The following is a 26,415-nucleotide window of genomic DNA, read 5'->3' on the forward strand; positions in this document are numbered from 1 at the left end:
TACCGAGCGAACGCGCGCGCAGGAACAGATGCTCCTGCCCTGCGCGACCTGACAGAGAGGCAGCATCGGCTGCCTCTTTGCATTTGTGGCCCACAATAGCGGCTTGTGTTCGCTTATGGTCGCTGTCCCGCCTCTGTCCCGATGTCCCAAGCCAAGACCTCTCCCGTCCACCTGACCGCCGCCGCGACCGGCGCGCTGCCGCGCTATCTTTTGCTGGCGATCTGCATCATCTATGGCCTGGCAGGTTTGTTTGGGCGGGATCCATGGAAGAACGAGGACGCGGCCGGGTTTGGCGTCATGTGGCAGCTTGGCGACGGCAACGTGCAAGACTGGCTGATGCCCAACATCGTGGGCCGGCCCGTCAGCGAGGACGGCCCGCTGGTCTTCTGGGTGGGCGGGCTGATGATCCGGCTGTTCGGCGGATGGCTGGGCGCGCCGGACGCCTCGCGCCTCGCCCCGGCGCTGTTTTACTTCGGCACCTGCGCATTCATCTGGTATTCGACGTATCTGCTTGGCCGACGTGACGAGGTGCAGCCGTTTGCCTTTGCTTTCGGCGGACAGCCCGACGCGCGCTCGTACGGCCGTGCGCTGGCCGACGGGGCCTTACTGATTTTCCTGGCCTGCGTTGGCCTGGCCATGCGTGGCCACGAGACCACGGCGCAAGTCGGTCAGGTCTGTTTCATCGCGTTCATCCTCTATGGCATGGTGCGCAGCCTGGATAAACCCGTCCAGGGCAGCCTCTGGTTCGGCGTCGGCCTGGGTGCGCTGTGCCTGGCCAGCGGACCGATCCTGGCCGCGGCGCTGTTGGGCGCGTCGTTGGTCGCAGGTATCGCATGCAGGCCATTACCGCTGAAGCGGCTCGTCGCGATCGGCTTGCCGATTGCACTCGCGATCGTGGGCGCCTGGATGGCTGCCGCTTATTTTGGCGCGACGGTTCCCGACGATGCCGTGGCCTATATCCGCGAGTGGTCGCGCTACGACCGCCACACCTACGGGGCGCCTTCGCTGCTCACGGCAGGCTTTATCGCGCGCAACTTCTTCCTGTTCAGCTGGCCGGTTTGGCCGATCGCGGCGTTTGCCTGGCTGTCGTGGCGCGGGATGCGCCGCGCCGCACACGTGGCGTTACCGCTGGCGATCCTGGCCATGCTATTCGTACTGCTGGTGTTGCAGCGCAGCCCCGGCGACGTGCAATTCATCCTGCTGCTGCCGCCGATGGCCATCCTGGCGGCGTTTGCGCTGCCCACGCTGCCGCGCGCGGCGATCAATGCGATCGACTGGTTTGCCCTGCTGTTCTTCACGATTTTTGGCGGCTTCATCTGGTTCATGTGGATCGCCAAGACAACCGGCTGGCCTCCCAAGATCGCCAACAACGTGTTTCGCCAGATTCCGGGCTTCCAGCACACCTTTACCCTGAGCGCCGTCGCGATAGCGATCGCGGTGACACTGGCGTGGATCCTGATCGTGCGCTGGCGGCTGTCGCGCGCGCCAAAGCAGATCTGGCGCCCGGTGGTGATTTCGGCGGCCGGCACGACGTTGATGTGGGTCATCGCCATGACCCTCTGGCTGCCGTCCATCAACTACGGCAAGACCTATCGCGATGTCGCGCAGGCCGCCGCACTGGCCCTGCCGTCGACCTATCGGTGCGTACAGCCGATCCGCATGGGCGATGCGCAACTCGCGTCCTTTGCGTACTTCGGACAAATTCGCTTCGGCGGTCCAGCCGACGCATGCGATGTGCTGCTGCGTCACGATGCGGTGGACTACGGCGCGCCGAGCAATATTTCCCATTTCGAATGGCGGCTGATCTGGGAAGGCCGCCGCCCGGCCGACCGCGACGAGCGTTTCCGCCTGTATCGCCTGGTGGACACCTCGCATGCTGCGCCACCGCGCCCGTCAGCCGCGCAACGCCGCCTGCCGCGGCAGGAATGACGGCCGTCGCGCGCCGCCACGGCGCCGGCCTGTCAAGGCGCCTTGACCCTGCTGGCCAGAATCGGCCAGCCGCCGATCCGACCTCCCCATGAGCAGCGCGCTGCAAGATCTTCGCCGCATCGTCCATCTGGCCACACCGGTACTGGTGGGGCAACTTGCCGTAATTGCGTTCGGCGTCATCGACACCATCATGGCAGGGCGCGCGTCGGCCACTGACCTCGCCGCGGTGGGGCTGGGCGGATCGATCTACGTGACGGTCTATATCAGCCTGATGGGCGTGTTGCAGGCCCTGGCCCCAACGGCAGGCCAACTGTATGGCGCGGGGCGCATCGAGGAAATCGGCGTCGAAGTCCGCCAGGCCGCGTGGCTGGGCTTGGCGCTGGCCATCCCGGGCATGCTGCTCCTGTTGTTTCCGGGACCGTTGCTGGCGTTCGCAAAGGCGCCTCCCGAGCTGGTGGAAAAGGCGTCGCGGTATTTGCATATCGTGGCCTTCGGGCTCCCGGCGGCGCTCGCGTTCCGCATCTACATGGCGCTGAACAATGCCTTGTCGCGCCCGATCATGGTGACGGTCCTGCAGATTGCCGGGCTGATGCTGAAGGTGCCGCTCAATGCCTGGTTTATCCACGGTGGACTTGGCGTCGATGCGATGGGCGGCCCCGGTTGCGCACTGGCATCGACGATCATCAGCTGGACGTGGTGCGCGTCCGGCCTGGCGATCCTGCGCCTGGGCAGTGCTTATCGTCCGCTCGGCATTTTTGCGCGATGGGAATGGCCGCGCTGGCAACGGATTTCGCCGCTGCTGCGCCTCGGCGTGCCAATGGGACTGACTTACCTGATCGAAATCACGTCGTTCACGCTGATGTCGATCTTCATCACACGGCTGGGCACGGACACGCTCGCCGGCCATCAGATCATCGCCAACCTGAGCGCAGTGGCGTACATGATGCCGCTGTCGCTTTCGATCGCCACGTCGACGCTTGTAGCGCAAGCGATCGGCGCGCGCGATCTCGCCGGTGCGCGGCGTATCGGCTGGCGCGGCATCCGGTTTGGCGCGAGCATCGCCCTGGTCACGGGCACCCTGCTCTGGCTATTGCGCGAGCCGCTTCTGAACGCCTATGCGAAGGATCCCACCGTCGTGGCAAAAGCGTTGCCGTTGATGCTGTTTGTCGCGTTCTATCAGGCGTTCGACGCCGTGCAGGTCATGAGCGCATTTATTCTGCGCGCCTACAAGATCGCGTTGATTCCGACCCTGATCTATGCCGGGTCGCTGTGGGGAGTGGGATTGGGCGGCGGTTATGTGCTCGGCTTCGGACTGATCGAGTCGATGCCGGCATTCACGCGTGGCGCCTCGGGTTTCTGGCTCGCCAACAGCGTCAGTCTCGCCATTGCCGGCACACTGCTCGTGCGGTATTTCCGCAAGGTCAGCCGGGTGCCCGAGGTTCGCTAGACGAGCTGATGCGCCAGATCGGGCGCACGCGACCGTGGCGCTCTCGATCGGAAGTACGGGTGGAACGGGCGTTGCCGGGACGTGGTGGGATGGATCCGACACGGCGCGCATGAACTTGCGCAGGCGGTTGCGATGGCGGCGGCCGGACTTGCGCCGGTGTGGCAGCCCCGAGGCGCCATGTGATCGACATACGTTCGCCGATCACACTTCCGCAGGAATCACACTTCCGCAGGACGAAAAAAAAGCCTGCATAGCAGGCTTTTTTAAAAGTTGGCGGAGCGGACGGGGCTCGAACCCGCGACCCCCGGCGTGACAGGCCGGTATTCTAACCAACTGAACTACCGCTCCTTGTTTCGTTGCTACCCGAAGCTTCGCTCCGGACAGCCAACTGGACGTTTGATTACGTCCAATATTTTGGCGTCCCCTAGGGGATTCGAACCCCTGTACTCACCGTGAAAGGGTGATGTCCTAGGCCTCTAGACGAAGGGGACAGAAATCTGTTGCAAGCAACGTTTCCGTCTATTGCTACGAAGTCCGGCATTTTAACAGAACTTTTTCGCAACCTGAAGCGCTTTTTTACCGCTCAAGCGCCTCGGAATTCTGGTGGAGCTAAGCGGGATCGAACCGCTGACCTCTTGCATGCCATGCAAGCGCTCTCCCAGCTGAGCTATAGCCCCATAATACTTCCGAGTATTTCCTGATCGCATTTTCTTGCGAAGCCGCGATTATATTTCGATTTTTCGAAGCTGACAACATTTGCTTCGGGTAATCGAAAAAGCGATTATTCAATAATCGCTTCCTACCCAAATAAAAACCCGCTTGGTTTCACCCAAGCGGGCTCAGTCTGGCGGAGCGGACGGGACTCGAACCCGCGACCCCCGGCGTGACAGGCCGGTATTCTAACCGACTGAACTACCGCTCCTTTGTCGGTTGCCACCCGAAGCTTCGCTCCGGACAGCCAACTGGACGTCTGATTACGTCCAATATTTGGCGTCCCCTAGGGGATTCGAACCCCTGTACTCACCGTGAAAGGGTGATGTCCTAGGCCTCTAGACGAAGGGGACAGAAACTTTGGTGGAGCTAAGCGGGATCGAACCGCTGACCTCTTGCATGCCATGCAAGCGCTCTCCCAGCTGAGCTATAGCCCCGAAGTTACTGCCATTTACTGCATCTTGCCGCCAGATTTACTGCATTTCCGGCGAAGCGGCGATTATAAAGCAATCACGCCGATTTGCAAGCCCCTTTTCGATTTTTCAACCGATCTGCTTGACTTGCGTCGCGCAGCAGGGAGAACGAGATTATGCTGAAGTCTCGGCTTGAGCGCAAGCCCCCGCCAAGACTTTTCCGCACATTTTTAGATGGCAGCCAGACGGCGCAGAACCGTTTCGCGCCCGAACAATTCCAGCACCGCGTCGATACTCGGCGTCTGCAACTGCCCCGCCACCAGCAGCCGCACCGGCATCGCCAGCTTCGGCATCTTCAGGCCGAATTCCGCCAGCACGGCCTTGAACGTCGCGTTGATCGCTTCACGCTTCCACTCAGGCAGCGAAGTCAGTTGCGCGGTCAGCGCCTGTAGCGCCGGACGGATCTCGTCGGTCAGGTGCTCGGCCTTGAGCGCCGCATCGGGCTGGGGCTCGCCGCGATAGAACAGCATCGCGGTTTGCGCGACTTCCTTGAGCGTATTCGCACGGTCCTTGACCAGCGCGATCACCCCGACCAGATCGGCGCCTTCCACCTTGCCGCCGAGCGCCTCGATGAAGGGACGGGTCAGATCGGCCAGGCGCGCGTTGTCGCCGGTCTTGATGTAATGGTTGTTCAGCCAGGCAAGCTTCTCTGGGTTGTACTGCGCCGGCGACTTGCCGAGATGATCCAGATCGAACCATTCGACAAACTGTTCGCGCGAAAAAATCTCCGCGTCGCCGTGCGCCCAGCCAAGGCGGGCCAGATAGTTCAGCACCGCCTCGGGCAGATAACCTTCGTCCCGATAGCCGGTCACCGCCATGGCGCCATGTCGCTTGCTCATCTTCTCGCCCTGCTCGTTCAGCACGGTGGGCAGATGCGCGTAGACGGGCACGTCGCCGCCCAGCGCACGGATGATATTGATCTGGCGCGGCGTATTGTTGACGTGATCGTCGCCACGGATGACGTGGGTGATCTTCATGTCCAGATCGTCGACGACCACGCAGAAGTTGTACGTCGGCGTGCCGTCCGGCCGCGCGATCACGAGATCGTCGAGTTCGTCGTTCGAAATCTCGATGCGCCCCTTGACCGCATCGTCCCAGACCACGCTACCGCCAATCGGATTCTTGAAACGCACCACGGGCTTCACACCAGCGGGCGGTTCGGGCAGCACCTTGCCCGGCTCCGGCCGCCAGAAGCCGTTGTAACGCGGTTTTTCGCCGGCAGCGCGCTGGGCTTCGCGCAGCGCGTCGAGTTCCTCGGTGCTCATATAGCAGTGATAGGCCAGGCCGCTATCCATCATCTGCTGGACGACGGCGCGATAGCGGTCCATGCGCTGCATCTGATAGAACGGGCCTTCGTCGATATCCAGATCGAGCCAGGCCATGCTTTCCAGGATCACATTGACGGCCTCTTCCGACGAACGCTCGACATCCGTATCCTCGATACGCAGGATGAAATCACCCTTCATGCGGCGCGCAAACGCCCAGGGATAAAGCGCAGAACGGATGTTGCCCAGATGGATGAAGCCGGTCGGGCTCGGCGCGAAACGAGTACGGACGCGTTGTGTCATGGTCGGGGAGAAACAAAAAGGCCCGCGCACAGGTGCGCGCAGGCCGGATTTCATTGAATGCCGCATTATACGCCCTGCCCGCACTGCACCCGGGCCACGGAATCATTTAAGCTGCGGCCAGTCTCAGACGGGTCCGCATGCCAAATTTTAAGGCCGCGCGACCAACAAATCCCTTCGGCATCACTTTCGGCAAGCCTCTCATCCCTTTCGATGCAACGACGAAATTTCCTGGGCGCTTCGGCGGCAATGCTGCTGGCGGCCTGTTCATTCGGCCCGAAGCCAACTGTGCCGCCGGCAACGGGCACGACTACCAGCGGGCCGCCAACCCCCGTGCCTGCACGGCCGGTCCGCATCGGCCTGGCGCTCGGCGGCGGCGCAGCACGCGGCTTCGCGCATATCGGCGTGATCAAAGCGCTCGAAGCCCAGGGCATTCATGCCGATATCGTGACCGGCACCAGCGCAGGATCGGTGGTCGCGGCGCTGTATGCAACGGGCATGGACGGGTTTCAGTTGAACAAGCTGGCCCTGACCATGGATGAAGCGGCGATCGCCGACTGGGCACTGCCATTCGGCACAAAGTTTGGCGGCTGGGTCAAAGGCGAAGCGCTGCAGAACTACGTCAATCGGCTGGTGAAGAATCGCCCGATCGAGGCCATGAAGCTGCCGCTCGGCATCGTCGCAACGGACCTGAAAACCGGCGACCGCATCGTATTCCGGCGTGGCAACACCGGGCAGGCCGTGCGCGCATCGAGCAGCGTGCCGGGCGTGTTCCAGCCGGTATCGATCGGCGGCCACGATTATGTCGACGGCGGCCTCGTCGAGCCGGTGCCGGTCGACGCGGCGCGCGAGATGGGCGCGGAATTTGTGATTGCCGTGAATATTTCGGCAGATCCCTCCAGCCAGAAGAACAGCGGGCAAGGCGGCGTGCTGCTGCAGACCACCGCGATCATGGGCCAGTCGATCAACAAGATGGCCCTGGCGCGCGCCGACGTGGTCATCCGCCCGGATCTGCCCGATATGGGCGGCAGCGATTTCGCGTCGCGCAACCGCGCGATCCTGGCCGGGGAGCAGGCCACCGCCGCGGCCTTGCCGGCCCTGCGGGAAAAGCTCGCGGCGGCACGGGCGCGCCCCGCCACGCCGGGAACGGTCGCCACGCAGTGATCGCCAAATGGCAACCGTTGTCATATTCGACCACCGCCTGACGGAGATTGACGAAAACTGACGGAAATCGTCAGTCATGTGACACGGCATGTCAGCCGTGGACGTCCATTGCGGCACGGCATCTGACTGGCGCGAAGCAATAAAAAAGGACTGCCCGAGCAGTCCTTTTCATATCTGGCGATGTCCCAGGCGCCAACTCAGCCGCCGAGCATCGACCTGCCCTGCGCGTTGGGATCGTAACGCTTGAGCGTTTCGATGATGCTGCCCGTGTTCTCGGTCGAGACGCGCGCGGAATCGTCGATACGGCGGGCGCCGTTGTAGCGCGTCACCCAATACGACGCACGCATGTCGTCGACACGGATCTTGCTGCCGGTAGACGGCGCATGCACGAACTTGTTGTCGCCAATATAGATACCGACGTGCGAGAACGTGTGGCGCATCGTGTTGAAGAACACGAGATCGCCCGGACGCAGTTCGTTGACGGCCACGGTGGTGCCCACCTGGCTCATTTCGACGGACCGGCGCGGCAACATGAAGCCGAAGGTGTCGTTGAACACGTAGCGGACAAAGCCGCTGCAGTCCAGACCCGATTCGGGGCTGTTACCGCCGAAGCGATAACGCACGCCAATCAGGCCCAGCGCGTTCATGACCAGATCGCCAGCCTTGCTGGCAACGTTGCTGGTGGAATTCATGACCGACGACAGCAAGCCGCGCTTGCCTTCCGGATGTGCATCGGCGCTTTCCACGCGAGCCTCGATCCGGGCGTCGGGATCCTTGAATACCGTATCCGCCAGCACTCCATTCGACACAGTCGCACCGCAGGCAATGGCAATTCCGATAGCGGCGCGCGCCAGAGAATGAAGTACCGTCTGCTGCATTGGTTCTCCTGATGATCGGACAAATCTGACCGGCAAATCAGACAAAGCCGGACAGCGTGAAAACATCAGGGCGGATCGTACGCAAAAAGTACGCCAGCAGAACTGCACCAGCCGCGTGCATCAACGACCTTCCCCAAGGTCAGCATGCGACGGACGAACCACCCCCGAAAACTTATCGCGCGATATTAAAGGACCGGGCTTTGACGTGTCAAAGATGGTTACAAATTTTCCTCAATTCGCTAGCAAATCAAAGAATTAGCATCAAAAACGTATCTTGATTCTTGGAAACCGAATATTGAGTATGTGTTACGCGCATCTGCCGGCGGGCGGCAGGAATCACATCATCCGCGCGGCACCAAGCTGGGCGGCGGCCATCAATTTGCGCGTATACGGATGCTGCGGCGCACCAAGCACCGTTTCGGTTTCGCCCGATTCCACCACTTCACCGTTTTTCATCACGATCACGCGGTGCGCCATCGCCCGAATCACCGCCAGGTCGTGGCTGATGAACAGATAGCTGAGGTTGTACTTGTGCTGAAGTTGCGACAGCAATGCCAGAACCTGCTGCTGGATCGATACATCGAGCGCCGACGTGGGCTCGTCGAGCACCAACACCTGCGGCTTGAGGATCAACACGCGGGCGATGGCGATCCGCTGGCGCTGCCCGCCGGAAAACTCGTGCGGATAACGTCCCAGCGCCGTGCGGTCGAGCCCGACTTCACGCAGCGCCTCGATGACACGCTCCCGCATCGCTTCTGGCGACAGCCCGGGCTGGTGCAGCGCCAAGCCCTCGCCCACGATCTGCTCGATCGTCATGCGCGGCGATAACGATCCGAACGGATCCTGGAACACCACCTGCATGCGCGAGCGCAGCGAACTACGTTCCTTTTGCGTGCACGCATCGAAACTGCGCCCGAGAAACTGGATCGCCCCACTGCTCTTGCGTTGCAGCGCCAATACCGCGTGCGCAAGCGTGGTCTTGCCCGATCCGGACTCCCCGACGATGCCCAGCGTTTCGCCCTCGCGCAGTTGCAGCGTGACATCCTTCACCGCGGCAAACGCTTCCTTCAGGAACCAGCCGGCAAACCCGGAGCGCTTCTTGTGATAGTTGACGCAGAGTGCGTCGGTTTCCAGAAGCACAGGCGCCAGCGGCACCAGCGGCAGGACTTCGCGCCTGGGATGGCTGTCGATCAGCTTGCGCGTGTACGGGTGGTGCGGATTGGCGAAAACCTCGGCGGTCTCGCCGGTCTCGACCAGCACACCCTTTTCCATCACGCCCACGCGCTGCGCAAACGCACGAACCATATTCAGGTCGTGCGTGATCAACATCACGGCCATGCCGAATTCCGCCTGGAGGCTGCGCAGCAGATCCAGGATCTGGGCGCGGATGGTGACGTCCAGCGCTGTGGTCGGCTCGTCGGCGAGCAACAGCTTCGGGCGACAGGCCAGCGCCATGGCGATCATGGCGCGCTGACGCTGCCCGCCCGACAACTGGTGGGGAAAACTGTTGAAACGGTTGGCCGCATCGCTGATGCCCGTGCGCTCGAGCAGCGCAATGGCACGCTCCCGAGCCGCGCGCCGATCCAACCCCTCATGCAGCGCAAGGGTTTCCACAATCTGGTTGCCGATCGTGTACAGCGGATTGAGCGCCGTCATCGGCTCCTGGAAAATCATCGCGATTTCCGATCCGCGGATCCGGCGCACTTCGCGATCGCTCACCTGTAGCAGGTCCTTGCCCTCGAACCGGATCGCGCCTTGATAGGTGGCATCCTCCACCAGCCGCAGCATGGCCAGCGCCGTGACGGTCTTGCCCGAGCCCGATTCACCCACCAGCGCATATCGCTCGCCAGCGCGCAGGTCGAAACTCACGTCGCGCACCGCGCGCGTCGCGCTCTCGCCTTCGCCAAACGTCACGGACAGATGGTCCACGCACATCAGCAGCGTACCGGGCGCGGGCGGCGCGACCGGATGCAGCGGATCGAAAATCGGCGTCACCGCGCTCATGGCGTCACCTCCGCGGCGCTGCCGGCAGGCACTTTCGGCTCTACCCGGCCGCGCAACTGCGCGAGACCCAGGCGGGTGTCAAAAGCATCGCGCAGCGCGTCGCCCATGAAGGTCAGTAGTAACAGCGTGATCACCAGCACCGCAAAGGTCGACAGCGAAATCCACCAGGCATCGAGGTTTCCCTTGCCCTGCGCCAGCAGTTCGCCCAGGCTGGGCGTGGTCGGCGGCACGCCCAGACCGAGGAAATCGAGGCTTGTCAGTGCCAGGATCGCGGCGCTCATGCGGAACGGCAGGAAGGTGATGACCGGCGTCAGGCTGTTGGGCAGGATATGGCGCCACATGATCTGGACATTAGACAAACCCAGCGCGCGCGCCGATTTGACATAGTCGAGTGAGCGGTTGCGATAGAACTCGGCACGCACGTAGTCCGACAGTCCCATCCAGCCGAACAGCGACAGCAGGATGATCAGCAACGCCAGGCTCGGTTCGAAGATCGACGCGAAAATGATCAGCAGATACAGCTCGGGCATCGAACTCCATATCTCGATGGCGCGCTGCGAGAACAGATCGAAACGGCCGCCGAAGAATCCCATCAGCGCGCCGGTGAGCGTGCCAATCAATACGCCGATAATCGTCAGCGCCATGCCAAACAGCACGGAAACGCGGAAACCATACAGCAGCCGCGCCAGGACGTCGCGCCCGCGGTCGTCGGTGCCGAGCCAGTTGTCGGCGGACGGCGGCGCGGGATTTGGTTCCTTCGCGAAATAGTTGATCGAATCGTAGGAATAACGATTCGGCGGGAACACCGCGAAGTTGCCGTGCGTGGTAATTCGGTCGCGAATATAGGGATCGAGATAATCGGCCGGCGTGGCGAAATCCCCGTCGAACGTGGTTTCCGGATAGACCTTGACGATCGGGAAGTAATACTCGCCCTTGTAGCGCACCACCAGCGGGCGATCGCTGGACAGCACTTCGGCCGCCAGACTCAGCAGGAAAATCACCACAAACAGGATCAGGCTCCAATAGCCAAGCCGGTTGCGGCGGAAACGCTGCCAGGCGCGCTGGCGCGGCGAAAGCGAATGTGGCAGGGCTTTGCTGCCGGCGATACTTGCGGTACGCAATTTCATCGGTGCATCCCTTCGAAATGGATGCGAGGATCCACCATTACGTAGCAGACATCCGAAATGAGCCGCGTCACAAGCCCGATCAGCGTGAACAGGTACAGGGTGCCGAGTACCACGGGATAATCGCGGCGCAGCACCGCTTCATACGAAAGCAGGCCCAGGCCATCCAGCGAGAACAGCGTCTCGATCAGCAGCGACCCCGTGAAGAACGCGCCAATGAACGCCGCCGGAAATCCGGTCACGAGCGGAATCAGCGCATTGCGAAACACGTGTTTCCAGAGCACGCGCCGTTCCGACAGGCCCTTGGCGCGCGCGGTCAGCACGTACTGCTTGCGGATTTCCTCCAGAAACGCGTTCTTGGTCAACATCGTCACCACGGCGAAACTGCCCACCACCGACGCGGTGATCGGCAGCACAAGGTGCCACAGGTAATCCATTACCTTACCCATCAGCGAAAGCTGGTCCCAGTCGTCCGAAGTCAGCCCGCGCAGCGGAAACCACTGCACGAACGTGCCGCCGCCAAACAGCACCAGCAGCAGCACGCCGAGCACAAAGCCCGGGATCGCGTAGCCCACCAGCACGATCAAGCTGCTGATCACGTCAAACCGGCTGCCGGCGCGGATTGCCTTCGATATGCCGAGCGGCACCGATATCAGGTAGGTCAGGAAAAATGTCCAGAGCCCCAGGCTGATCGAAACCGGCATCTTGGACTTCACCAGCTCCCACACACTGCGGTGCTGGAAATAGCTCTGGCCCAGATCAAATCGCGCAAAGCGCTTGAGCATCATGAAGTAACGTTCGATGGGCGGTTTGTCGAAGCCATAGAGCGCCTGGATCTCCTTGATCTTGTCCGGATCGACGCCCCGCCGGCCGCGATATTCCGCGCCCCCGCCACTGGCTTCACCGCTCGCGCCGCGCCCTTTCATTTCAAGTATCATCTGCTCGACCGGGCCGCCCGGCACAAACTGGATCACGACAAACGTGAGCGTGATGACGCCGATCAGCGTCGGGATCATCAGCAGGATTCGCTTGAGCAGATAGGCAAACATTGGCCGTCCGTTGTATGGATGTCTGGATTACCGGGTCTTCGGCGCGAGGTCGTTGCGCCACCAGTTGGAAAGGATCCAGCCCTCCGCGGTGTAGTAGTACGGCAGGCGCGTCGGATAGGACAGCTCCTTGCGATACGCCACACGGTGAAATGCGCTGTACCAGTTCGGTACGATGTAATAGCCGTGCATCAGCACGCGGTCCAGCGCGCGACCGGCGGTCACCAGTTCCTCGCGCGATTCGGCATGCAGCACGTCGTCGACGAGTTTGTCTACCGCCTTCGATTTCAGGCCAAACAGGTTGTCCGATCCGGGCGTGCCGGCCGCCTCCGTGGAAAAGCGGTCGCGCAGTTCATTGCCGGGGCTTTGCGAATCGGGAAAGCGTATCGACACCATGTCGAAATCGAAATCCTCCAGCCGCTTCTGATACAGCGCGAAATCGGTGGTGCGCTGATGCACCTCGATGCCGAGCTTTTCCAGGTTGCGCACATAGGCCGTGATAACCCGGCTCATCGCGCCGCCATCGTCGAGGAACTCGAACACCATCGGTTCGCGCTTGGCGTTGCGCAGCGCACCGTCCTCGTAGGTCCACCCCGCCTGCGCCAGCAGACGGCGCGCCTCGCGCAGGTTGTCGCGCAGCGAGCGCGGCGCATTGGTGGTTGGCTGCACCACATCGGGGCCGAACACCTCCGGCGGCAGATCGGCGCGCAGCGGCTCCAACAGTTGCAGTTCGCCCGGACCAGGCTTGCCGTCGAAGGTGGTACTGGCGGCCAGTTCGCTATTCGAGAACCAGCTGTCGAGCCGCTTGTATGCGCCGTAGAACAACTGCCGGTTGAGCCATTCGAAATCGAGCGCGAGGATCAGGGCCTTGCGCACGCGCACGTCCTGGAACATCGGCTTGCGCATGTTCATCACAAAACCCTGCATGCCGGCGCCGTTGCGATGGGGAAACTCGGTCTTGATCAGTTCGCCATTGCCGAAGCGCGTGCCGACATAGCTCTTGGCCCAGTTTTTCGAGCGATATTCGACAATCGCGTCGAATTCGCCGGCCTTGAAGGCCTCGAGCTTGGCGGTCTCGTCCTTGTACAGACGGTAGACCACGCGGCCGAAATTGAACGTGCCACGCCGCACCGCGAGCTTCTTGCCCCAGTAGTTCGGATCGCGCTGGAACACGATGCCTCGGCCGGCATCGTAGCGTTCGATCTTGTACGGACCGCTGGTGATCGGCGCCTCGAACGTCAGCTTCTCGAATGGCACCTCGGCGGTCCACTTCTTCGAGAACACCGGGAGCGAGCCGACGATCAGCGGCAATTCGGCATTCCGTTGCTTGAAATCAAACCGCACCGTGCGCTCGCCGGTCACCACCACGCCTTTGACGTCGGTGCACATGCTGCGATAGCCCGGGCTTGCGGACTTGCTCATCAGCATGTCGTAGGAATATTTGACGTCCGACGCGAGTACGGGATCGCCATTGACGAAGCGCGCCTCGGGCCGGATATGGAACGTGACCGACAACCCGTCGGGCGCCAGCGTGACGTCGTCGGCCAGCAACCCATACGCACTGGCGGACTCGTCGGCGCTGCCGATCAGCAGCGATTCGAACATCAGTTGCGTCAACCCCGGCGCCGAGGTGCCCTTGAGCGTAAACGGATTGAATTTATCGAAGCTGGTACGCCGGTCCGGATTGGCCAGCGTCAGCGTGCCGCCTTGCGGTGCGTTGGGATTGACGTAATCGAAGTGGGCAAAATCCGGCTGATACTTGAGATCGCCATGCAGCGCGAAACCATGCGCGGCGTGCGCCGCTACGGGAAAACCCGCAGCCAGCACCATCGATAGTGCCAACCCACTTTGCACGACCGCGCGACGACAGAAGCACTGCCCTGCCGCCCAAAGCGGCCAACGTGCATGAATCAGCATCCGGTTGCAGACCTCCACAATGCCCGAGACAGCCCGGCGGCTTGTGGCCGGGCGAAGTTGTGCGACAATTTTACATGGGTTCGGGCGGCGACCAGCCATCCGGACATTCCTCTACGCGGCGCAATTCCCAGCGGGTGACATTCCCCGCCGTGCACCGGACACGGGCCTGTGCACGAAACATGCCCGTCCTCACTATCATCTTGGAGAACTTATGGGATTTCTGGCAGGTAAGCGGATCCTGATCACGGGCTTGCTTTCGAACCGTTCGATCGCCTACGGCATTGCCTCGGCCTGCAAGCGCGAAGGCGCGGAACTGGCCTTCACGTACGTGGGCGAACGCTTCAAGGACCGCATCACGGACTTCGCCAAGGAATTCGGCTCCGACATGGTTTTTGAATGCGACGTCAGCAGCGACGAACAGATCGCCGCCACCTTCGCCGCTCTGGGGCAACGCTGGGAAAAATTCGACGGCTTGGTGCATTCGATCGGCTTTGCGCCGCGCGAGGCGATCGCCGGCGATTTCCTGGAAGGCCTGTCGCGCGAAGGTTTCCGCATCGCGCACGACATCTCGGCCTACAGCTTCCCCGCACTGGCCAAGGCCGCGCTGCCGCTGCTCAACGACAAGGCGTCGCTGCTGACGCTGACGTACCTGGGCGCGGAACGCGTAGTGCCGAACTACAACACGATGGGCCTGGCCAAGGCGTCGCTGGAAGCCAGCGTGCGCTACCTGGCCTCGGCGGTCGGCCCGAAGGGCATTCGCGCCAACGGCATCTCGGCCGGTCCGATCAAGACGCTGGCCGCGTCCGGCATCAAGGACTTCGGCAAGCTGCTCAAGCACTTCGAAGACGTAGCGCCGATGCGCCGCAACGTGACGATCGACGAGGTCGGCAACGTGGCCGCTTTCCTGCTGTCCGACCTGGCCAGCGGCGTGACTGGGGAAATTACCTACGTCGACGGCGGCTACAACATCGTCGGCACGGCGGTCGAGGAGTAAGGCCGCACGGCCGCCATCCGGCAGGCCGCGCCAGCACGGATCGCCAGAGCGCCCGCCCGGGGCGCTTTTTTCATGCCCGCGCCACGGTCTCGATCACGGCCACCGCGCGCGCCGCCGCCGGGGAAAGCGTGCGCTGCGCCAGCCGCACGATCGCAAACTGCATGGTGATGTCCGGCAGCTCTGGAATGTCGAGCGCGACCAGCGTGCCCGCCCGCAGTTCTTCGCGCACCGCCCGCGCCGGCGCCAGCAACAGCGCGTCGGCATGGCGCACGAGATGCGTCAGCGCCCGGAAATCGTTGCTTTCGACCTGAAACGGCACGTCCTCGCCCGGTTTGCAGCGAAACAGCTTGCGCACCCGCTCGTGCGTCTCTGGCGGAAACACCACCGACACCAGGGCCGATTCGCGCAGCGCGGCAAGGCCCACCGAGCCAAGCGTCAGTGGATGCCCGGCACGCGCGAACACCCCGCCCGGTTCGGGCGGCAGGCGCACGGTTTCCAGTTCGGCGGCCGTCGGCGCCGTGCTGTGCTCGATCACCACGAAGTCGACTGCCTCCCGATACAGCGCCTGCAGCAACGCTCCGGGGTGGCTGACCTCGGTGCCGATCCGCAGCTTGGGCCATTGGCGGTGCAACTGGCTCAACAGCTCGGGCAGCAGGATCGCCGCCGGAAACGCGCCGAGCCCGATCTGCACGCTGCCGATCTCATGCTGCCGGACCAGCGTCAGGTCGCGCTCCAGACATCCGGACTCGAACAGCACGCGACGCGCACGCTCGGTCACCATGCGGCCCACCGCGGTCAGCGTCACGCCGCGCGCACCACGGTCGAACAGCGCCACGCCGGCCTCGTCCTCGAGCGCCTGGATGCTGCGCGTCAGCGCAGGCTGGCTCAGGTGCACACGCCGCGCAGCCGCTGCCATCGATCCTTCTTCCGCAACCGCCACCAGGTGTTCCAACCGCTTCAGATTCATATATGCGTCGTCTGCATTGTTGCGATACGTATTTTGCAATTGAATTATAGATCCGGCGCGCATCCAATAGACGCCTCGTCTATCACCAAAATCTGAATTCCATGCGTATTGCCGCTTCCGCCTTGATGGCCGCCGCCACCGTGACGATGACCGCCGCATTGGCCGGCCCCCAACCAGCGTCCCCGCTTACCGAACAATCGAACGCGGCATGGCTGAACAAGCTGCCGTTCGCCGACCGCGCCGATTTCGAGGACGCGCGGCGCGGGCTGGTGGCGCGCTTCCCGCAACGGACGATCACGACGGCGGACGGCAGGGTCGTATGGGATTTCCAGGCCTATGCCTTCGAGTCCGCGGCCTCCGCGCCGAATACCGTGAATCCGAGCCTGTGGCGGCTGGCGCAGCTCAACAACGAAGCCGGGCTGTTCAAGGTGACAGATCGCGTCTATCAGATTCGCGGCGCCGACCTCGCCAACATGAACATCATCGAAGGCGACAGCGGCCTCATCATCATCGATACGCTGCTGACCGCCGAAACCGCGCGCGCCGCGCTCGATCTCTATTACGCGCACCGACCGCGCAAACCCGTGGTCGCCGTCATCTATACCCATAGCCACGCCGATCACTTCGGCGGCGTGCGCGGCATCGTCGACGAAGCGGACGTAAAGAGCGGCAAGGTCGATATCCTTGCCCCGCAGGGCTTCATGGAGGAAGCGGTCAGCGAAAACGTGCTGGCCGGCAACGCCATGAGCCGCCGCGCGCAATACATGTATGGCACGCAGTTGCCGAAGAGTGCGTCGGGCCAGGTCGATACCGGCCTCGGCAAGGCCACGGCCCGCGGCACGATGACGTTGCTGGCGCCGACCTCGCTGATCACCAAGGCGATCGAGACGCGCCGCATCGATGGCGTCGATTTCGAATTCCAGCTCACGCCGGGCACCGAGGCGCCCGCGGAGATGAACATCTATCTGCCGCAATTCCGCACGCTGTGCATGGCCGAAAATGCCGTGCGCACGCAGCACAACCTGTTGACGCTGCGCGGTGCGCAGGTGCGCGACGCCAAGGCGTGGTCGTATTTCATCGCGCAATCGCTGCTGCGCTACGGCGAGCGCACCGATGTGCTGATCGGCCAGCACCACTGGCCCACGTGGGGACGCGCGCGCATCGTCGAAATGCTGTCCGACCAGCGCGACATGTACGCCTATCTGAACGACCAGACGCTGCGGCTGCTGAACCAGGGTTTCACGCCGCTGGAGATCGCCGATCAGTTGAAAACACTGCCACAGCCGCTGGCCAGCAAATGGTATGCGCGCGATTACTACGGATCGGTCAGCCACAACGTGCGCGCGGTCTATCAGCGCTATCTGGGCTTCTATGACGGCAATCCCGCGCACCTGAACCCGCTGCCGCCGGAGCAGTCCGCCAAAAAGACCATCGAATGGATGGGCGGCGCCGATGCCGTGCTGGCAAAGCTGCGCGACGCATACGCGCGCGGCGAATATCGGTGGGTCAGCCAGATCGGCAACGAGCTGGTTTTTGCCGATCCATCCAACGCCGCGGCGCGTGCGCTGCAGGCCGACGCGCTGGAACAGCTTGGCTACCAGAGCGAAAACTCCACGTGGCGCAATATCTATCTGACCGGCGCGCAGGAATTGCGCGATGGCGTGGCGAAGCCCACGTTCGCCGCCACCAGTTCGTCCGATCTGGTGCGCGCCTTGACTGTGCCGAACTTCTTCGACTTTCTGGCCGTACGCCTGAATGCCGACAAGGCCGCCGGCAAGACCATGACGCTGAACTGGCAGTTCACGGACCTGGGGCAGCGCTATGCGATGACGCTGCGTAACAGCGCGCTGACATATGTTTCAGAAGCCCAGCACGCGCAACCCACCGCCACGGTCACGCTGACCAAGGCCACGCTGGACCAGATCAGCCTGAAGCAGCTGACGCTGCCGCAAGCCATGCAGTCCGGTGCGATCCGGGTCGACGGCAACCCGCAGGCGGTGGCAGGCTTGTTCGGCATGCTCGACACATTCAGTTCGAATTTCAATTTGGTGACGCCGCACGGCTACCAGCCTTGACGAGCCGCCGGGGGAGACAACATTCATGAGCGACACAAGCTTCGACTACATCATCATCGGCGCCGGATCGGCTGGCTGCGCGCTGGCGGGACGGCTGGCCGACCAGCCCGGCGTGACAGTGGCCCTGCTCGAAGCGGGCCCCGACGATCACCATCCCACCGTCTGGACGCCGCTTGCCATCGCCCGCACCGTGCCGCGGCCCGGCCCGCGCAACTATGGGTTTCGCACGGTGCCGCAGGCCGGACTCAATGGCCGCGAGTCGTACCAGCCGCGCGGGCGTGGCCTGGGCGGCAGTTCGTCGATCAACGCGATGCTCTACATCCGCGGCCATCGCAGCGATTACGACCGCTGGGCCGCGCTCGGGTGCGAAGGCTGGGGATACGACGACGTACTGCCCTACTTCCGCCGCAGCGAATGCAACCAGCGCAACGCGGGGCGTGATGATCTCTGGCATGGCGGCAGCGGCCCGCTGCATGTCAGCGACCTGCGCACGCCGAATCCGTTCTCGCAGCGCTTCGTGCGCGCTGCCGCGCAGGCCGGCGTGCCGCTCAACGATGACTTCAATGGCGCGGAACAGGAAGGCGTCGGCCTGTTCCAGACCACCCAGTTCAATGGCGAACGCTGGAACGCGGCGCGCGCCTATCTGCATCGCGGCAATCGCGGCGATCTGACCCACAACGGCGGGCGCAAGAACCTCACCGTGATGGTCGATACGCAGGCGCTGCGCGTGGTGTTCGACGGCAAGCGCGCAACCGGCGTGCAGGCGGTGCGCGGCGGTCAGACCGTGACGCTGCGCGCGCGCCGCGAAATCATCGTCAGCGGCGGCGCGTTCCATTCTCCGCAATTGCTGATGGCTTCCGGGATCGGCCCGGCCGCGCACCTGCGCGATCTCGGCATCGACATCGTGCACGATCTGCCCGGCGTGGGAGAAAACCTGCAGGATCACCTCGACGTCATCATCGGCAAACCGGTGCATTCGTGGCACCTGTATGGCTATTCGCTACGCGGCGTGGCGCGCATGGCCGGCGAAGTGATGCGCTACCGCTTGCGCCGGACCGGCATGCTGGCGTCGCCGGTGGCCGAAGCGGGCGCCTTCGTCAAGACCCGCCCCGGGCTTGACGCACCGGACTTGCAACTGCATTTCGCCCCGGCGCTGCTGGGCAACACCAACGTGCTGCGCAAGGGTCGGCCCGGTCACGGCTATTCTTGCCACGCGTGCGTGCTGCGGCCGGAAAGCCGGGGCACGGTGCGACTGCGCTCGGCCGACATGCGCGATGCACCGCTGATCGATCCACGCTTCCTGTCGGCGCCTGCGGACCTCGACGGCATGGTCGCCGGCGTGAAGCTGATGCGCCGGATCTTCGCCCAGTCCGCACTGGCAGAAGCCGGCGGCACGGATCCGCTGGCGGCGCTGCTGGGCGATGGCGAAGGTGACGACGCGGCGATCCGCGACTTCATCCGCGAACATGCCGATACGATTTACCACCCGGTGGGCACCTGCAAAATGGGAAGCGACGACATGGCGGTGGTGGATCCGCAACTGCGCGTGCGGGGCGTGGAAGCGTTGCGCGTGGTCGATGCGTCGGTCATGCCGACGCTGATCGGCGGCAACACCAATGCGCCGACGATCATGATCGCCGAACGCGCGGCCGATCTGCTGCGCGCGCGAAACTGACGGGCGTTGCGCGCTTACCGGTTTGTCGCCACAGGAGTGCGCACGCACGGCGCTAAAGGACCTGGCCCGCCCTAGAGGATTCGAACCTCTGACCGCTCGCTTAGAAGGCGAGTGCTCTATCCAACTGAGCTAAGGGCGGCGTGTGCTGGACTTGCCGTTGCGGCAAGGCCAGCATTCTACCCCAGCATGCCTGCCGGGGCACTCCGCAGGGAATGACTTCAGGACGATTCGCGTTCGCGCACACGGGGCCGGCGCGGCATGCCGACGGCTTCGGTTGTGTCGACCGACGATACGCAGTTGCGGCCCATCAATTTGGCATCGTAAAGCGCGCGATCGGCCCGGCGCATGACATCGTCGGCGTTTTCGCCGAAACGGCGCTCGGCCATGCCGATACTGACGGTGTAGGCGATCGCGTCCGGTTCCGACGGACATGGCGTGGAACGGACCAGTGCGCTTAGTTTCATGCTGATGGCGCGCCCGGTTTCCAACGGCGTGCCCGGCATGACGATGGCGAATTCCTCACCGCCCAGCCGACCGATCACGGCGCGCTCGGGAGCCGCCTTGCGCAGCAGTCCGGCAAAATGACGCAGCACGCTGTCGCCAGCGAGATGACCGTAGAGATCGTTGATGGCCTTGAAATGGTCCAGGTCGATGAAGGCGACGCTGAAGACCGTGCGTTGGCGTTCGGCTCCCTTGCAGGCAGCTTCGAGTTCCTCCCAGAACGCGCCGCGCGAAAGCACGTCGGTCAGGTCGTCGTGGCGCGCGCGCCGCTCAATGATCCGGCGCAGCCGGTCATGTGCCATCAAGGCAAAACTGACCGACAACCCAACCACGCCAAATACGAACCAGACCGTCATGCCGGCCCGCTCGTCGGGCTGCATCCACGGGTGGTGACCGAACAGCGTCGACCATGCAACGGACGTCTGCGCCCCGGCCAGCGCGGTACACGCCAGCGCCACGAGGATCAGCGACAGCACCGCGAGTCGCCCGGTGCCGCGCTTGGCCGGCAGGCGCGGCACGGCGGCGCGGATGATGTCCAGCAGCAACATCATCTGGATCAACGCCGCGGCCAGCGCCAGGGCCTGCGTCAGTTCCGGTGCCGCAGTTGCACCGGGCACGCCCATTTCGCCGGCCAGCTGCAGCCCCACCGCCAGCAAGCCAGGCAGATTCAGCGCGGCCAGTACGATGCCGCGCCCGCGCTTGCCAGCGAAGTGTCGCGTGCCGTAGGCCATCATCGACAATCCCGCCGTCAGCGCCACCCCTGGCAACGACGCCAGCGGCCACTGCGGCCGGTACGCCTGCGCGGCTAGCAACACCACTGCGAGGGTGACCACGAGGTCGCCGAGCGCCCACGATGTGAGCCCGCTGCGTTCCATTCCCGTGGACCGCCGCAACACGGCACAGACGATCGCCATCTGCAGCGCGAACAAGCCTGCGATCAGCACTACCACCTGCGACTGAAACATCTTTATTCCCGTTCACAAAGGCGCTGCCAGTGCTCCGCACGGCACTGGCGCCGCCTTCAGATTGCGGCTTGCGAACAGCCGTCCTTTTTTGTTGCCGCATCCCGGTTGCCCGAATGCTCCGTGCACGCACGGCTGGCGGGGCTCAGGCACGACTCAGGCTGCCCGCGTCGCAAGCGGGGCCGGTGTGCCATTGTTGTGATAGTCGGGAGCAGGTCCGGGTGAATACTGCAAACTTGGCGCGAAGCGCCGATCGGACCTTTGCGGTGTGCGGATTATATCAGCGCGACGTACCAAGTAAAGCCAATTGCTATCCCGCCTGAAGCGGGGGGTCGCCACTGCGTCTGCCACGCCACTTCGCCGTCGCGCACATTATCTTCACTTCGCAATTGACCTTTGCGCCCGCATCGCGATAGAATCGCCGGCTTCGGAGCGTAGCGCAGCCTGGTAGCGCATCTGATTTGGGATCAGAGGGTCGTAGGTTCGAATCCTATCGCTCCGACCATATTTGCAAGCAGTTTTAGGTAGCCGGATCAAGGGCTTACGTTGAAAGACGTGAGCCCTTTTTCTTTTGGAATCTGCGCCGGCCAGATTTATGCGGATGGAAAATGTCAAAACCGCATGCCGATTTTCAGATTTGGCCGGTGCAATATGGCGCCGGCATTTATCTCTCGGCGAGACATCCCCTGACGCAACGCTTGCGCCACCTTTGCTCGATTTTTGGCGACGTTCGCACGGCGCTTTTCCGCCAATTCGGCGCCGCCGGCCTGCCGAGCGCTGCACATCGACATGACAGGACGGCGACATCGGCACATTTGCGGCGTCGTGTGGTTTTGCCGCGCGCAACGGCGCAAAGCTGGCGGCGCGCCTGCGCGCGCCGGGCGGGCGTGATATAATCCCGCGTCAGTTTGGGGCTGTCTGAGCATGCCCTGTAACCGGGTAAGCGCCGCTGCGGCTGCTGAAAACCGATTGTTCAGCGCTGGAATCATCGGCGTCTCGAGCGCACCGGAACCCCGGAAACACCTTGCCCGCCCGTCCCTGTGATGCAACCGGACGCGCAGCTTCACACGCGACCGCAAGCGGCAAGGCAATCGTCTGGGTCATCCGCGCCCCTCCACGATTTACTTGATGCGCCTGGCAGGTTCCGATCCGCCACGCCTGTCACCTTGCCTCCGGCATGGCCCGCGCGGTTGCCGCTTATGCGGCGACGCCTGTGCCCGCCCGGCCAGCCGAAGGTCAACCGAAGCGCCCACAGGATATTGACTAACTCATGCAGCCTTCGGGGCTGTCAAAAGGAAAACAGATTGGCTAAGGAAGAACTCATCGAATTTGGCGGCGTGGTGTCGGAAGCCCTTCCCGACAACCGTTATCGCGTCACGCTGGAAAACGGCGTGGAAATCTGGGCATATGCCTCCGGCAAGATGCAAAAGCACCGCATCCGTATTCTGGCCGGCGATCGCGTCACCCTTGAAATGTCGCCCTACGACCTGACCAAGGGCCGCATCAATTTCCGCCACAAGTCCTGAGTTAGCGCCTTTTGGGCGATGCACCGCTGTCATGCGGATGACATTGCCAATGCCGACACTGACGGGCTATCCATGGGTTGCACCCATTGGATAGCCCGTTTTGTTTTCTGACGCTTCGCCTTGCGACGGCCGTCACACGTCACCATACTCAAGGCTCGACGAAGCCCCCTGCCCCGACATGAATCTGATTCTGTGGCGCCATGCCGAAGCCGAAGACCTGCCCGACGCCCTCAGCATCTCGCGCAGCGCCGATCTGCAGCGCCCCCTCACGCGCCGCGGCCGCAAGCAGGCCGACGCCACCGCAGCGTGGTTGCGCGGGCACCTGCCCGCCGACTATCGCGTGGTTTGCAGCCCCGCGCTGCGCACGCGCGAAACGGCAGCGGCTTTGTCGGGGCACGCTGAAATACTCGACGACCTCGCGCCAGGCGCCGACGTGGGCGCGGTACTTGCCGCGATCGACTGGCCGCAGGGCCACGAACACACCGTGGTGGTCGGTCATCAGCCCTGGATCGGCCGGTTGGCCAGCCTGCTGATGGCGGGCCATGAAATGAACTGGAGCGTGAAAAAAAGCGGCATCTGGTGGCTGGCCGCCCGCACGCGCGAAAGCGAAGCACAGGTAGTGCTGCGCGCCGTCATCCAGCCCGATTTGTTCTGATTCAATTTTCCGCTCCGCCACAACCTCGCTCGCGGGTTCGCTGGTTTTCGAGCAATCGATACGCATCAATGTCTTTCGACGAAAAACGATAGCAATTGACGCAAACGGGACTGATTATAAGAATTCCTGCGTGCGAAACCGATATGACCGTCACGGAATCGTCACTATCGTTTCACTGCGCTGTCACCCGGCCTCACTACATTGTTTCGAAGCCGTTTCGTCACCGAAAGGACACACACTGATGCGAGACCTTCCGACGCCTACCCAGCCGCTCTTCGACTCCTTGCCCACTGGCCTTTCCGGTCAGTCGGCGCGGAGGCGTCTTCCTCGTCAGCAACGACAAACCGAAGCACAAGTTACGGCGCCTGCTTTCAGCGTGGCGTGGGCACGTCATCAAGACGAAGTAGCTGAAGCGCAGCGTCTGCGCTACAAGGTGTTCGCCGAAGAAATGGGCGCTCGCCTGCAATCGTCGGTGGCCGACACCGACGTCGACATGTTCGACGCCTACTGCGACCACCTGATCGTGCGCGACCAGGAAACGCTCAAGGTGGTGGGCACCTACCGCGTGCTGCCGCCGCATCAGGCCAAGCGCATCGGCTGCCTGTATGCCGAGTCCGAGTTCGACCTGGTGCGCCTGGCGCATCTGCGCCCGAAGATGCTGGAATTGGGCCGTTCGTGCGTCCACCGCGACTACCGCTCGGGCAGCGTGATCATGGCGCTGTGGGGCGGACTGGGCGAATATCTGCAACGCTACAATCTCGAATCGATGCTGGGCTGCGCCAGCGTGCCGATGAGCGACGGCGGGCACTATGCGGCGAGCCTGTATCGGCAGTTTGCGGAAAAATCGCTGGCGCCGATCGAATATCACGCGTTTCCGCGCGTGCCGTTACCGGTGGAAGACCTGAACCAGACGCTCGACGTCGAACCGCCGGCGCTGATCAAGGGTTACCTGCGGCTCGGCGCGAAGATCTGCGGCCTGCCGGCCTGGGATCCTGACTTCAACGTGGCGGACTTCCTCACGCTGCTGCGCGTGCACGACATGAATCCGCGCTACGCACGGCACTTCCTGGGGCTGAACCGCTAAGCGCCATCGACCAAAAGAAAAAGGCGGCTTCCGCTCGGAAGTCGCCTTTTTCTTTTCTGGCGCCGAAAGACGGCGCCATCGCCATGCTCAGACGTAAACCACCTTGTAGCGCTTGCCCACGCGTTCCCACTCGTCGGCTTCCTGCGCCAGGCTGTATTCGACCAACGGATTGACGTCGATCCAGCTCTTCGGCAGCCGCACCTCGAAGCCTTCGTGGAGCTCATCGGAACGTTGGCGGACGAGGATCTCGGGCAATTTCATGTCGCCGCGCCGACGGCACAGCACAAACGCCAGCCGCAAGCTGAACAGCATGCGCCAGTCGACAAACTTGCCGCTGCCGGACAGTTTGCCGAGCTTGCCGGCATGGCCGAGCAACAGCGTTGCCAGACGCGCCTGATCGGTCTTCGAAAAACCCGGCATGTCCGCGTGCGTGGCAATGTAGGCCGAATGCTTGTGGTAGCCGCTGTGCGAAATCGACATGCCGATCTCGTGCAGGCTGGCGGCCCAGCCCAGCAGCGCCAGGTTGTCCTCGCGACGTTCGTTGCGCGGCTCGGGGAACTGCGCCAGCAGGTCGCGCGCTGCCTGCCCCACGCGCGTCGCCTGGGGCCGATCCACGCCATAGCGGCGCATGAACTGGTCGACCGTGACGGTGCGCATGTCTTCGTGATGGCTGCGGCCAAGCAGGTCGTAGAGCACGCCCAGCCGCAGCGCGCCATCGGTGACATCCATCCGGTCGATATCGAGTTCGGCGAACACGCCGAGCATGATCGACAGCCCGCCAGGTAGCACCGGAATACGGTCCGCCTTCAAACCGGCCAGCTTCACGCGGTTGGTGTTCTCGGCCTTGATCAGCGCGCGTTTGAGCCGTTCTAGGCCCTCGCGCGTGATGCCGTGCTCGCCCGGGTTGTCGTTCATGCCGTTAAGCTCGATCAGCTCGGCCAGCGCGCGCGCCGTGCCCGACGATCCCACCGCCTGTTGCCAGCCGGCCGCCTTGTACTGGCGCACCAGCACCTGGATCTCGCGGCGCGCGGCCAGTTCGGCCTGCTTCATCGCGTATTCGTCGACGTTCCCGCTCGGGAAAAAATGCCGGCTATGGGATACGCAGCCGATATAAAGGCTTTCCATCAGCTTCGACTGATATCCGCTGCCAATGATGAATTCAGTGGAACCGCCGCCGATATCGACCACCAGCCGATTGCCCTGGCACGCGGGCGCATCGTGTGACGCACCGAGATAAATCAACCGCGCCTCTTCGCGCCCGGCGATGACTTCGATCGGAAACCCGAGCGCCGCTTCCGCCTCGATCAGAAAATCCGAAGCATTCTTGGCGACGCGCAGCGTGTTGGTGGCCACCGCGCGCACCTGTTCGGGCGTAAAGTCGCGCAGGCGGTCGCCAAAGCGGCGCAGCGCGTCGACGCCGCGGCGGCGCGCCGGCTGATCCAGGTATTTGTCGGGCGTCAGGCCGGCAGCCAGCCGCACGGGCTCGCGCAGCGCGTCCACCTGGAAGATCTGACTGGCCGGACCCGAGGCCGTGGGCGTTTCATCCACCCGCCCGATCATCAGGCGGAAGCTGTTGGAGCCCATGTCGACGGCGGCCAGCAAGCGGGGATTTTGTGTCATTGCGTTCGTGTTACGCGGCATAGGCCCATTGCGGGGCCAAACTTGAAAGAATATGTCTCTGTCATGTCCGCTTCATGACAAAATCAAAGTGTCATCAA

The 26,415-nt window shown here is 63.1% G+C and carries 19 protein-coding genes and 8 tRNA genes; 10 read left to right on the forward strand and 17 right to left on the reverse strand.

The genetic code is table 11. The annotated features are described in order from the left end of the window. Positions 1 to 141 precede the first annotated feature (141 nt). Complete coding sequence (locus F7R19_RS14290) at positions 142 to 1,929, forward strand: ArnT family glycosyltransferase (RefSeq protein ID WP_150981057.1); 1,788 nt, start codon at positions 142 to 144, stop codon at positions 1,927 to 1,929. An 88-nt stretch (positions 1,930 to 2,017) separates the two neighbouring features. Then, complete coding sequence (locus F7R19_RS14295; RefSeq protein ID WP_150981058.1) at positions 2,018 to 3,376, forward strand: MATE family efflux transporter; 1,359 nt, start codon at positions 2,018 to 2,020, stop codon at positions 3,374 to 3,376. A 271-nt stretch (positions 3,377 to 3,647) separates the two neighbouring features. On the opposite strand, the gene F7R19_RS14300 is transcribed toward F7R19_RS14295, so the two are convergent. The 7 genes from F7R19_RS14300 to gltX all read right to left on the reverse strand — a co-directional run bounded on the left by F7R19_RS14300 (position 3,648) and on the right by gltX (position 6,128). After that, positions 3,648 to 3,724 (reverse strand) — tRNA-Asp (locus F7R19_RS14300). Positions 3,725 to 3,791: 67 nt separating this feature from the next. Beyond that, positions 3,792 to 3,867, reverse strand: a tRNA-Glu gene (locus F7R19_RS14305). A 110-nt stretch (positions 3,868 to 3,977) separates the two neighbouring features. Further along, positions 3,978 to 4,053, reverse strand: a tRNA-Ala gene (locus F7R19_RS14310). A 168-nt stretch (positions 4,054 to 4,221) separates the two neighbouring features. Then, a tRNA-Asp gene (locus F7R19_RS14315) sits at positions 4,222 to 4,298 on the reverse strand. A gap of 66 nt (positions 4,299 to 4,364) precedes the next feature. Next, a tRNA-Glu gene (locus tag F7R19_RS14320) sits at positions 4,365 to 4,440 on the reverse strand. Positions 4,441 to 4,448: 8 nt separating this feature from the next. After that, positions 4,449 to 4,524, reverse strand: a tRNA-Ala gene (locus F7R19_RS14325). Between the two features lie 206 nt (positions 4,525 to 4,730). After that, a complete protein-coding gene (gene gltX / locus F7R19_RS14330; RefSeq protein WP_061959275.1) occupies positions 4,731 to 6,128 on the reverse strand; it encodes a glutamate--tRNA ligase in 1,398 nt (465 codons plus the stop codon). A 210-nt stretch (positions 6,129 to 6,338) separates the two neighbouring features. On the opposite strand from gltX, the gene F7R19_RS14335 reads away from it, so the two are divergent. Continuing rightward, the gene (locus F7R19_RS14335) at positions 6,339 to 7,289 is read left to right on the forward strand and encodes a patatin-like phospholipase family protein (protein ID WP_150981059.1); all 951 of its coding nucleotides are present in this window, start codon (positions 6,339 to 6,341) and stop codon (positions 7,287 to 7,289) included. Positions 7,290 to 7,486: 197 nt separating this feature from the next. Here F7R19_RS14335 and F7R19_RS14340 read toward each other — a convergent pair whose 3' ends face one another. The 5 genes from F7R19_RS14340 to F7R19_RS14360 form a co-directional block, all read right to left on the reverse strand. Further along, a complete protein-coding gene (locus tag F7R19_RS14340; RefSeq protein ID WP_061959273.1) occupies positions 7,487 to 8,167 on the reverse strand; it encodes a C40 family peptidase in 681 nt (226 codons plus the stop codon). Positions 8,168 to 8,503: 336 nt separating this feature from the next. After that, positions 8,504 to 10,171 (reverse strand): ABC transporter ATP-binding protein, encoded by a 1,668-nt coding sequence (locus F7R19_RS14345; protein WP_150981060.1) that lies wholly within the window; start codon positions 10,169 to 10,171, stop codon positions 8,504 to 8,506. Then, positions 10,168 to 11,298 carry an ABC transporter permease gene (locus F7R19_RS14350; RefSeq protein WP_150981061.1) on the reverse strand — a complete coding sequence of 377 codons (1,131 nt, stop codon included), beginning with the start codon at positions 11,296 to 11,298 and terminating at the stop codon, positions 10,168 to 10,170. Before F7R19_RS14350 ends, F7R19_RS14345 begins: the two co-directional genes overlap by 4 nt. Then, a complete protein-coding gene (locus tag F7R19_RS14355; protein WP_150981062.1) occupies positions 11,295 to 12,344 on the reverse strand; it encodes a microcin C ABC transporter permease YejB in 1,050 nt (349 codons plus the stop codon). The genes F7R19_RS14350 and F7R19_RS14355 overlap by 4 nt, the downstream gene beginning before the upstream one ends. 27 nt (positions 12,345 to 12,371) lie before the next feature. Continuing rightward, positions 12,372 to 14,258, reverse strand: coding sequence for an extracellular solute-binding protein (locus tag F7R19_RS14360; RefSeq protein ID WP_061959269.1), 1,887 nt, complete (start codon positions 14,256 to 14,258; stop codon positions 12,372 to 12,374). 211 nt (positions 14,259 to 14,469) lie between these two features. On the opposite strand from F7R19_RS14360, the gene fabI reads away from it, so the two are divergent. Further along, positions 14,470 to 15,252, forward strand: coding sequence for an enoyl-ACP reductase FabI (gene fabI, locus F7R19_RS14365; protein ID WP_061959268.1), 783 nt, complete (start codon positions 14,470 to 14,472; stop codon positions 15,250 to 15,252). A gap of 70 nt (positions 15,253 to 15,322) precedes the next feature. Here fabI and F7R19_RS14370 read toward each other — a convergent pair whose 3' ends face one another. Beyond that, the gene (locus F7R19_RS14370; RefSeq protein ID WP_150981063.1) at positions 15,323 to 16,219 is read right to left on the reverse strand and encodes a LysR family transcriptional regulator; all 897 of its coding nucleotides are present in this window, start codon (positions 16,217 to 16,219) and stop codon (positions 15,323 to 15,325) included. Positions 16,220 to 16,320: 101 nt separating this feature from the next. Between F7R19_RS14370 and F7R19_RS14375 the strand changes: the two genes are divergently transcribed. Together F7R19_RS14375 and F7R19_RS14380 are read left to right on the forward strand one after the other, a co-directional pair. Then, on the forward strand, positions 16,321 to 18,294 hold the full coding sequence (locus F7R19_RS14375) for an alkyl/aryl-sulfatase (protein ID WP_150981064.1): 1,974 nt from the start codon (positions 16,321 to 16,323) through the stop codon (positions 18,292 to 18,294). Between the two features lie 25 nt (positions 18,295 to 18,319). After that, positions 18,320 to 19,969 carry a GMC family oxidoreductase gene (locus F7R19_RS14380; RefSeq protein ID WP_061959266.1) on the forward strand — a complete coding sequence of 550 codons (1,650 nt, stop codon included), beginning with the start codon at positions 18,320 to 18,322 and terminating at the stop codon, positions 19,967 to 19,969. Between the two features lie 62 nt (positions 19,970 to 20,031). Here F7R19_RS14380 and F7R19_RS14385 read toward each other — a convergent pair. Both F7R19_RS14385 and F7R19_RS14390 read right to left on the reverse strand, forming a co-directional pair. After that, positions 20,032 to 20,108: transfer RNA gene (locus F7R19_RS14385), tRNA-Arg, on the reverse strand. A 79-nt stretch (positions 20,109 to 20,187) separates the two neighbouring features. After that, positions 20,188 to 21,435 (reverse strand): GGDEF domain-containing protein, encoded by a 1,248-nt coding sequence (locus F7R19_RS14390; protein ID WP_150981065.1) that lies wholly within the window; start codon positions 21,433 to 21,435, stop codon positions 20,188 to 20,190. Between the two features lie 425 nt (positions 21,436 to 21,860). Here F7R19_RS14390 and F7R19_RS14395 point away from each other — a divergent pair. Next, positions 21,861 to 21,937 (forward strand) — tRNA-Pro (locus F7R19_RS14395). Positions 21,938 to 22,043: 106 nt separating this feature from the next. Here the strand turns inward: F7R19_RS14395 and F7R19_RS14400 are convergent. Next, entirely contained in the window at positions 22,044 to 22,421 is a 378-nt protein-coding gene (locus F7R19_RS14400) for a hypothetical protein (RefSeq protein ID WP_150981066.1), read from the reverse strand. Between the two features lie 315 nt (positions 22,422 to 22,736). On the opposite strand from F7R19_RS14400, the gene infA reads away from it, so the two are divergent. The 3 genes from infA to F7R19_RS14415 all read left to right on the forward strand — a co-directional run bounded on the left by infA (position 22,737) and on the right by F7R19_RS14415 (position 24,697). Continuing rightward, positions 22,737 to 22,958, forward strand: a complete 222-nt coding sequence (gene infA / locus F7R19_RS14405; RefSeq protein WP_008641674.1) for a translation initiation factor IF-1 — start codon at positions 22,737 to 22,739, stop codon at positions 22,956 to 22,958. A 178-nt stretch (positions 22,959 to 23,136) separates the two neighbouring features. Continuing rightward, a complete protein-coding gene (locus tag F7R19_RS14410) occupies positions 23,137 to 23,613 on the forward strand; it encodes a SixA phosphatase family protein (RefSeq protein WP_150981067.1) in 477 nt (158 codons plus the stop codon). A 241-nt stretch (positions 23,614 to 23,854) separates the two neighbouring features. Beyond that, positions 23,855 to 24,697, forward strand: coding sequence for a GNAT family N-acetyltransferase (locus tag F7R19_RS14415; RefSeq protein WP_150981068.1), 843 nt, complete (start codon positions 23,855 to 23,857; stop codon positions 24,695 to 24,697). A gap of 87 nt (positions 24,698 to 24,784) precedes the next feature. Here F7R19_RS14415 and ppx read toward each other — a convergent pair whose 3' ends face one another. Next, positions 24,785 to 26,317, reverse strand: coding sequence for an exopolyphosphatase (ppx, locus tag F7R19_RS14420; RefSeq protein ID WP_150981069.1), 1,533 nt, complete (start codon positions 26,315 to 26,317; stop codon positions 24,785 to 24,787). Positions 26,318 to 26,415: the final 98 nt, after the last annotated feature.

It is taken from the genome of Cupriavidus pauculus, from assembly GCF_008801835.1.
Classification (GTDB): Bacteria; Pseudomonadota; Gammaproteobacteria; order Burkholderiales; family Burkholderiaceae; genus Cupriavidus; species Cupriavidus pauculus.

Coding starts and splice junctions, on each gene's coding strand:
- F7R19_RS14290 (WP_150981057.1), top strand. CDS start 142: ATGTCCCAAGCCAAGACCTCTCCCGTCCACCTGACCGCCGCCGCGACC.
- F7R19_RS14295 (WP_150981058.1), top strand. CDS start 2,018: ATGAGCAGCGCGCTGCAAGATCTTCGCCGCATCGTCCATCTGGCCACA.
- gltX (WP_061959275.1), bottom strand. CDS start 6,128: ATGACACAACGCGTCCGTACTCGTTTCGCGCCGAGCCCGACCGGCTTC.
- F7R19_RS14335 (WP_150981059.1), top strand. CDS start 6,339: ATGCAACGACGAAATTTCCTGGGCGCTTCGGCGGCAATGCTGCTGGCG.
- F7R19_RS14340 (WP_061959273.1), bottom strand. CDS start 8,167: ATGCAGCAGACGGTACTTCATTCTCTGGCGCGCGCCGCTATCGGAATT.
- F7R19_RS14345 (WP_150981060.1), bottom strand. CDS start 10,171: ATGAGCGCGGTGACGCCGATTTTCGATCCGCTGCATCCGGTCGCGCCG.
- F7R19_RS14350 (WP_150981061.1), bottom strand. CDS start 11,298: ATGAAATTGCGTACCGCAAGTATCGCCGGCAGCAAAGCCCTGCCACAT.
- F7R19_RS14355 (WP_150981062.1), bottom strand. CDS start 12,344: ATGTTTGCCTATCTGCTCAAGCGAATCCTGCTGATGATCCCGACGCTG.
- F7R19_RS14360 (WP_061959269.1), bottom strand. CDS start 14,258: ATGCTGATTCATGCACGTTGGCCGCTTTGGGCGGCAGGGCAGTGCTTC.
- fabI (WP_061959268.1), top strand. CDS start 14,470: ATGGGATTTCTGGCAGGTAAGCGGATCCTGATCACGGGCTTGCTTTCG.
- F7R19_RS14370 (WP_150981063.1), bottom strand. CDS start 16,219: ATGAATCTGAAGCGGTTGGAACACCTGGTGGCGGTTGCGGAAGAAGGA.
- F7R19_RS14375 (WP_150981064.1), top strand. CDS start 16,321: ATGCGTATTGCCGCTTCCGCCTTGATGGCCGCCGCCACCGTGACGATG.
- F7R19_RS14380 (WP_061959266.1), top strand. CDS start 18,320: ATGAGCGACACAAGCTTCGACTACATCATCATCGGCGCCGGATCGGCT.
- F7R19_RS14390 (WP_150981065.1), bottom strand. CDS start 21,435: ATGTTTCAGTCGCAGGTGGTAGTGCTGATCGCAGGCTTGTTCGCGCTG.
- F7R19_RS14400 (WP_150981066.1), bottom strand. CDS start 22,421: ATGATTCCAGCGCTGAACAATCGGTTTTCAGCAGCCGCAGCGGCGCTT.
- F7R19_RS14410 (WP_150981067.1), top strand. CDS start 23,137: ATGAATCTGATTCTGTGGCGCCATGCCGAAGCCGAAGACCTGCCCGAC.
- F7R19_RS14415 (WP_150981068.1), top strand. CDS start 23,855: ATGCGAGACCTTCCGACGCCTACCCAGCCGCTCTTCGACTCCTTGCCC.
- ppx (WP_150981069.1), bottom strand. CDS start 26,317: ATGACACAAAATCCCCGCTTGCTGGCCGCCGTCGACATGGGCTCCAAC.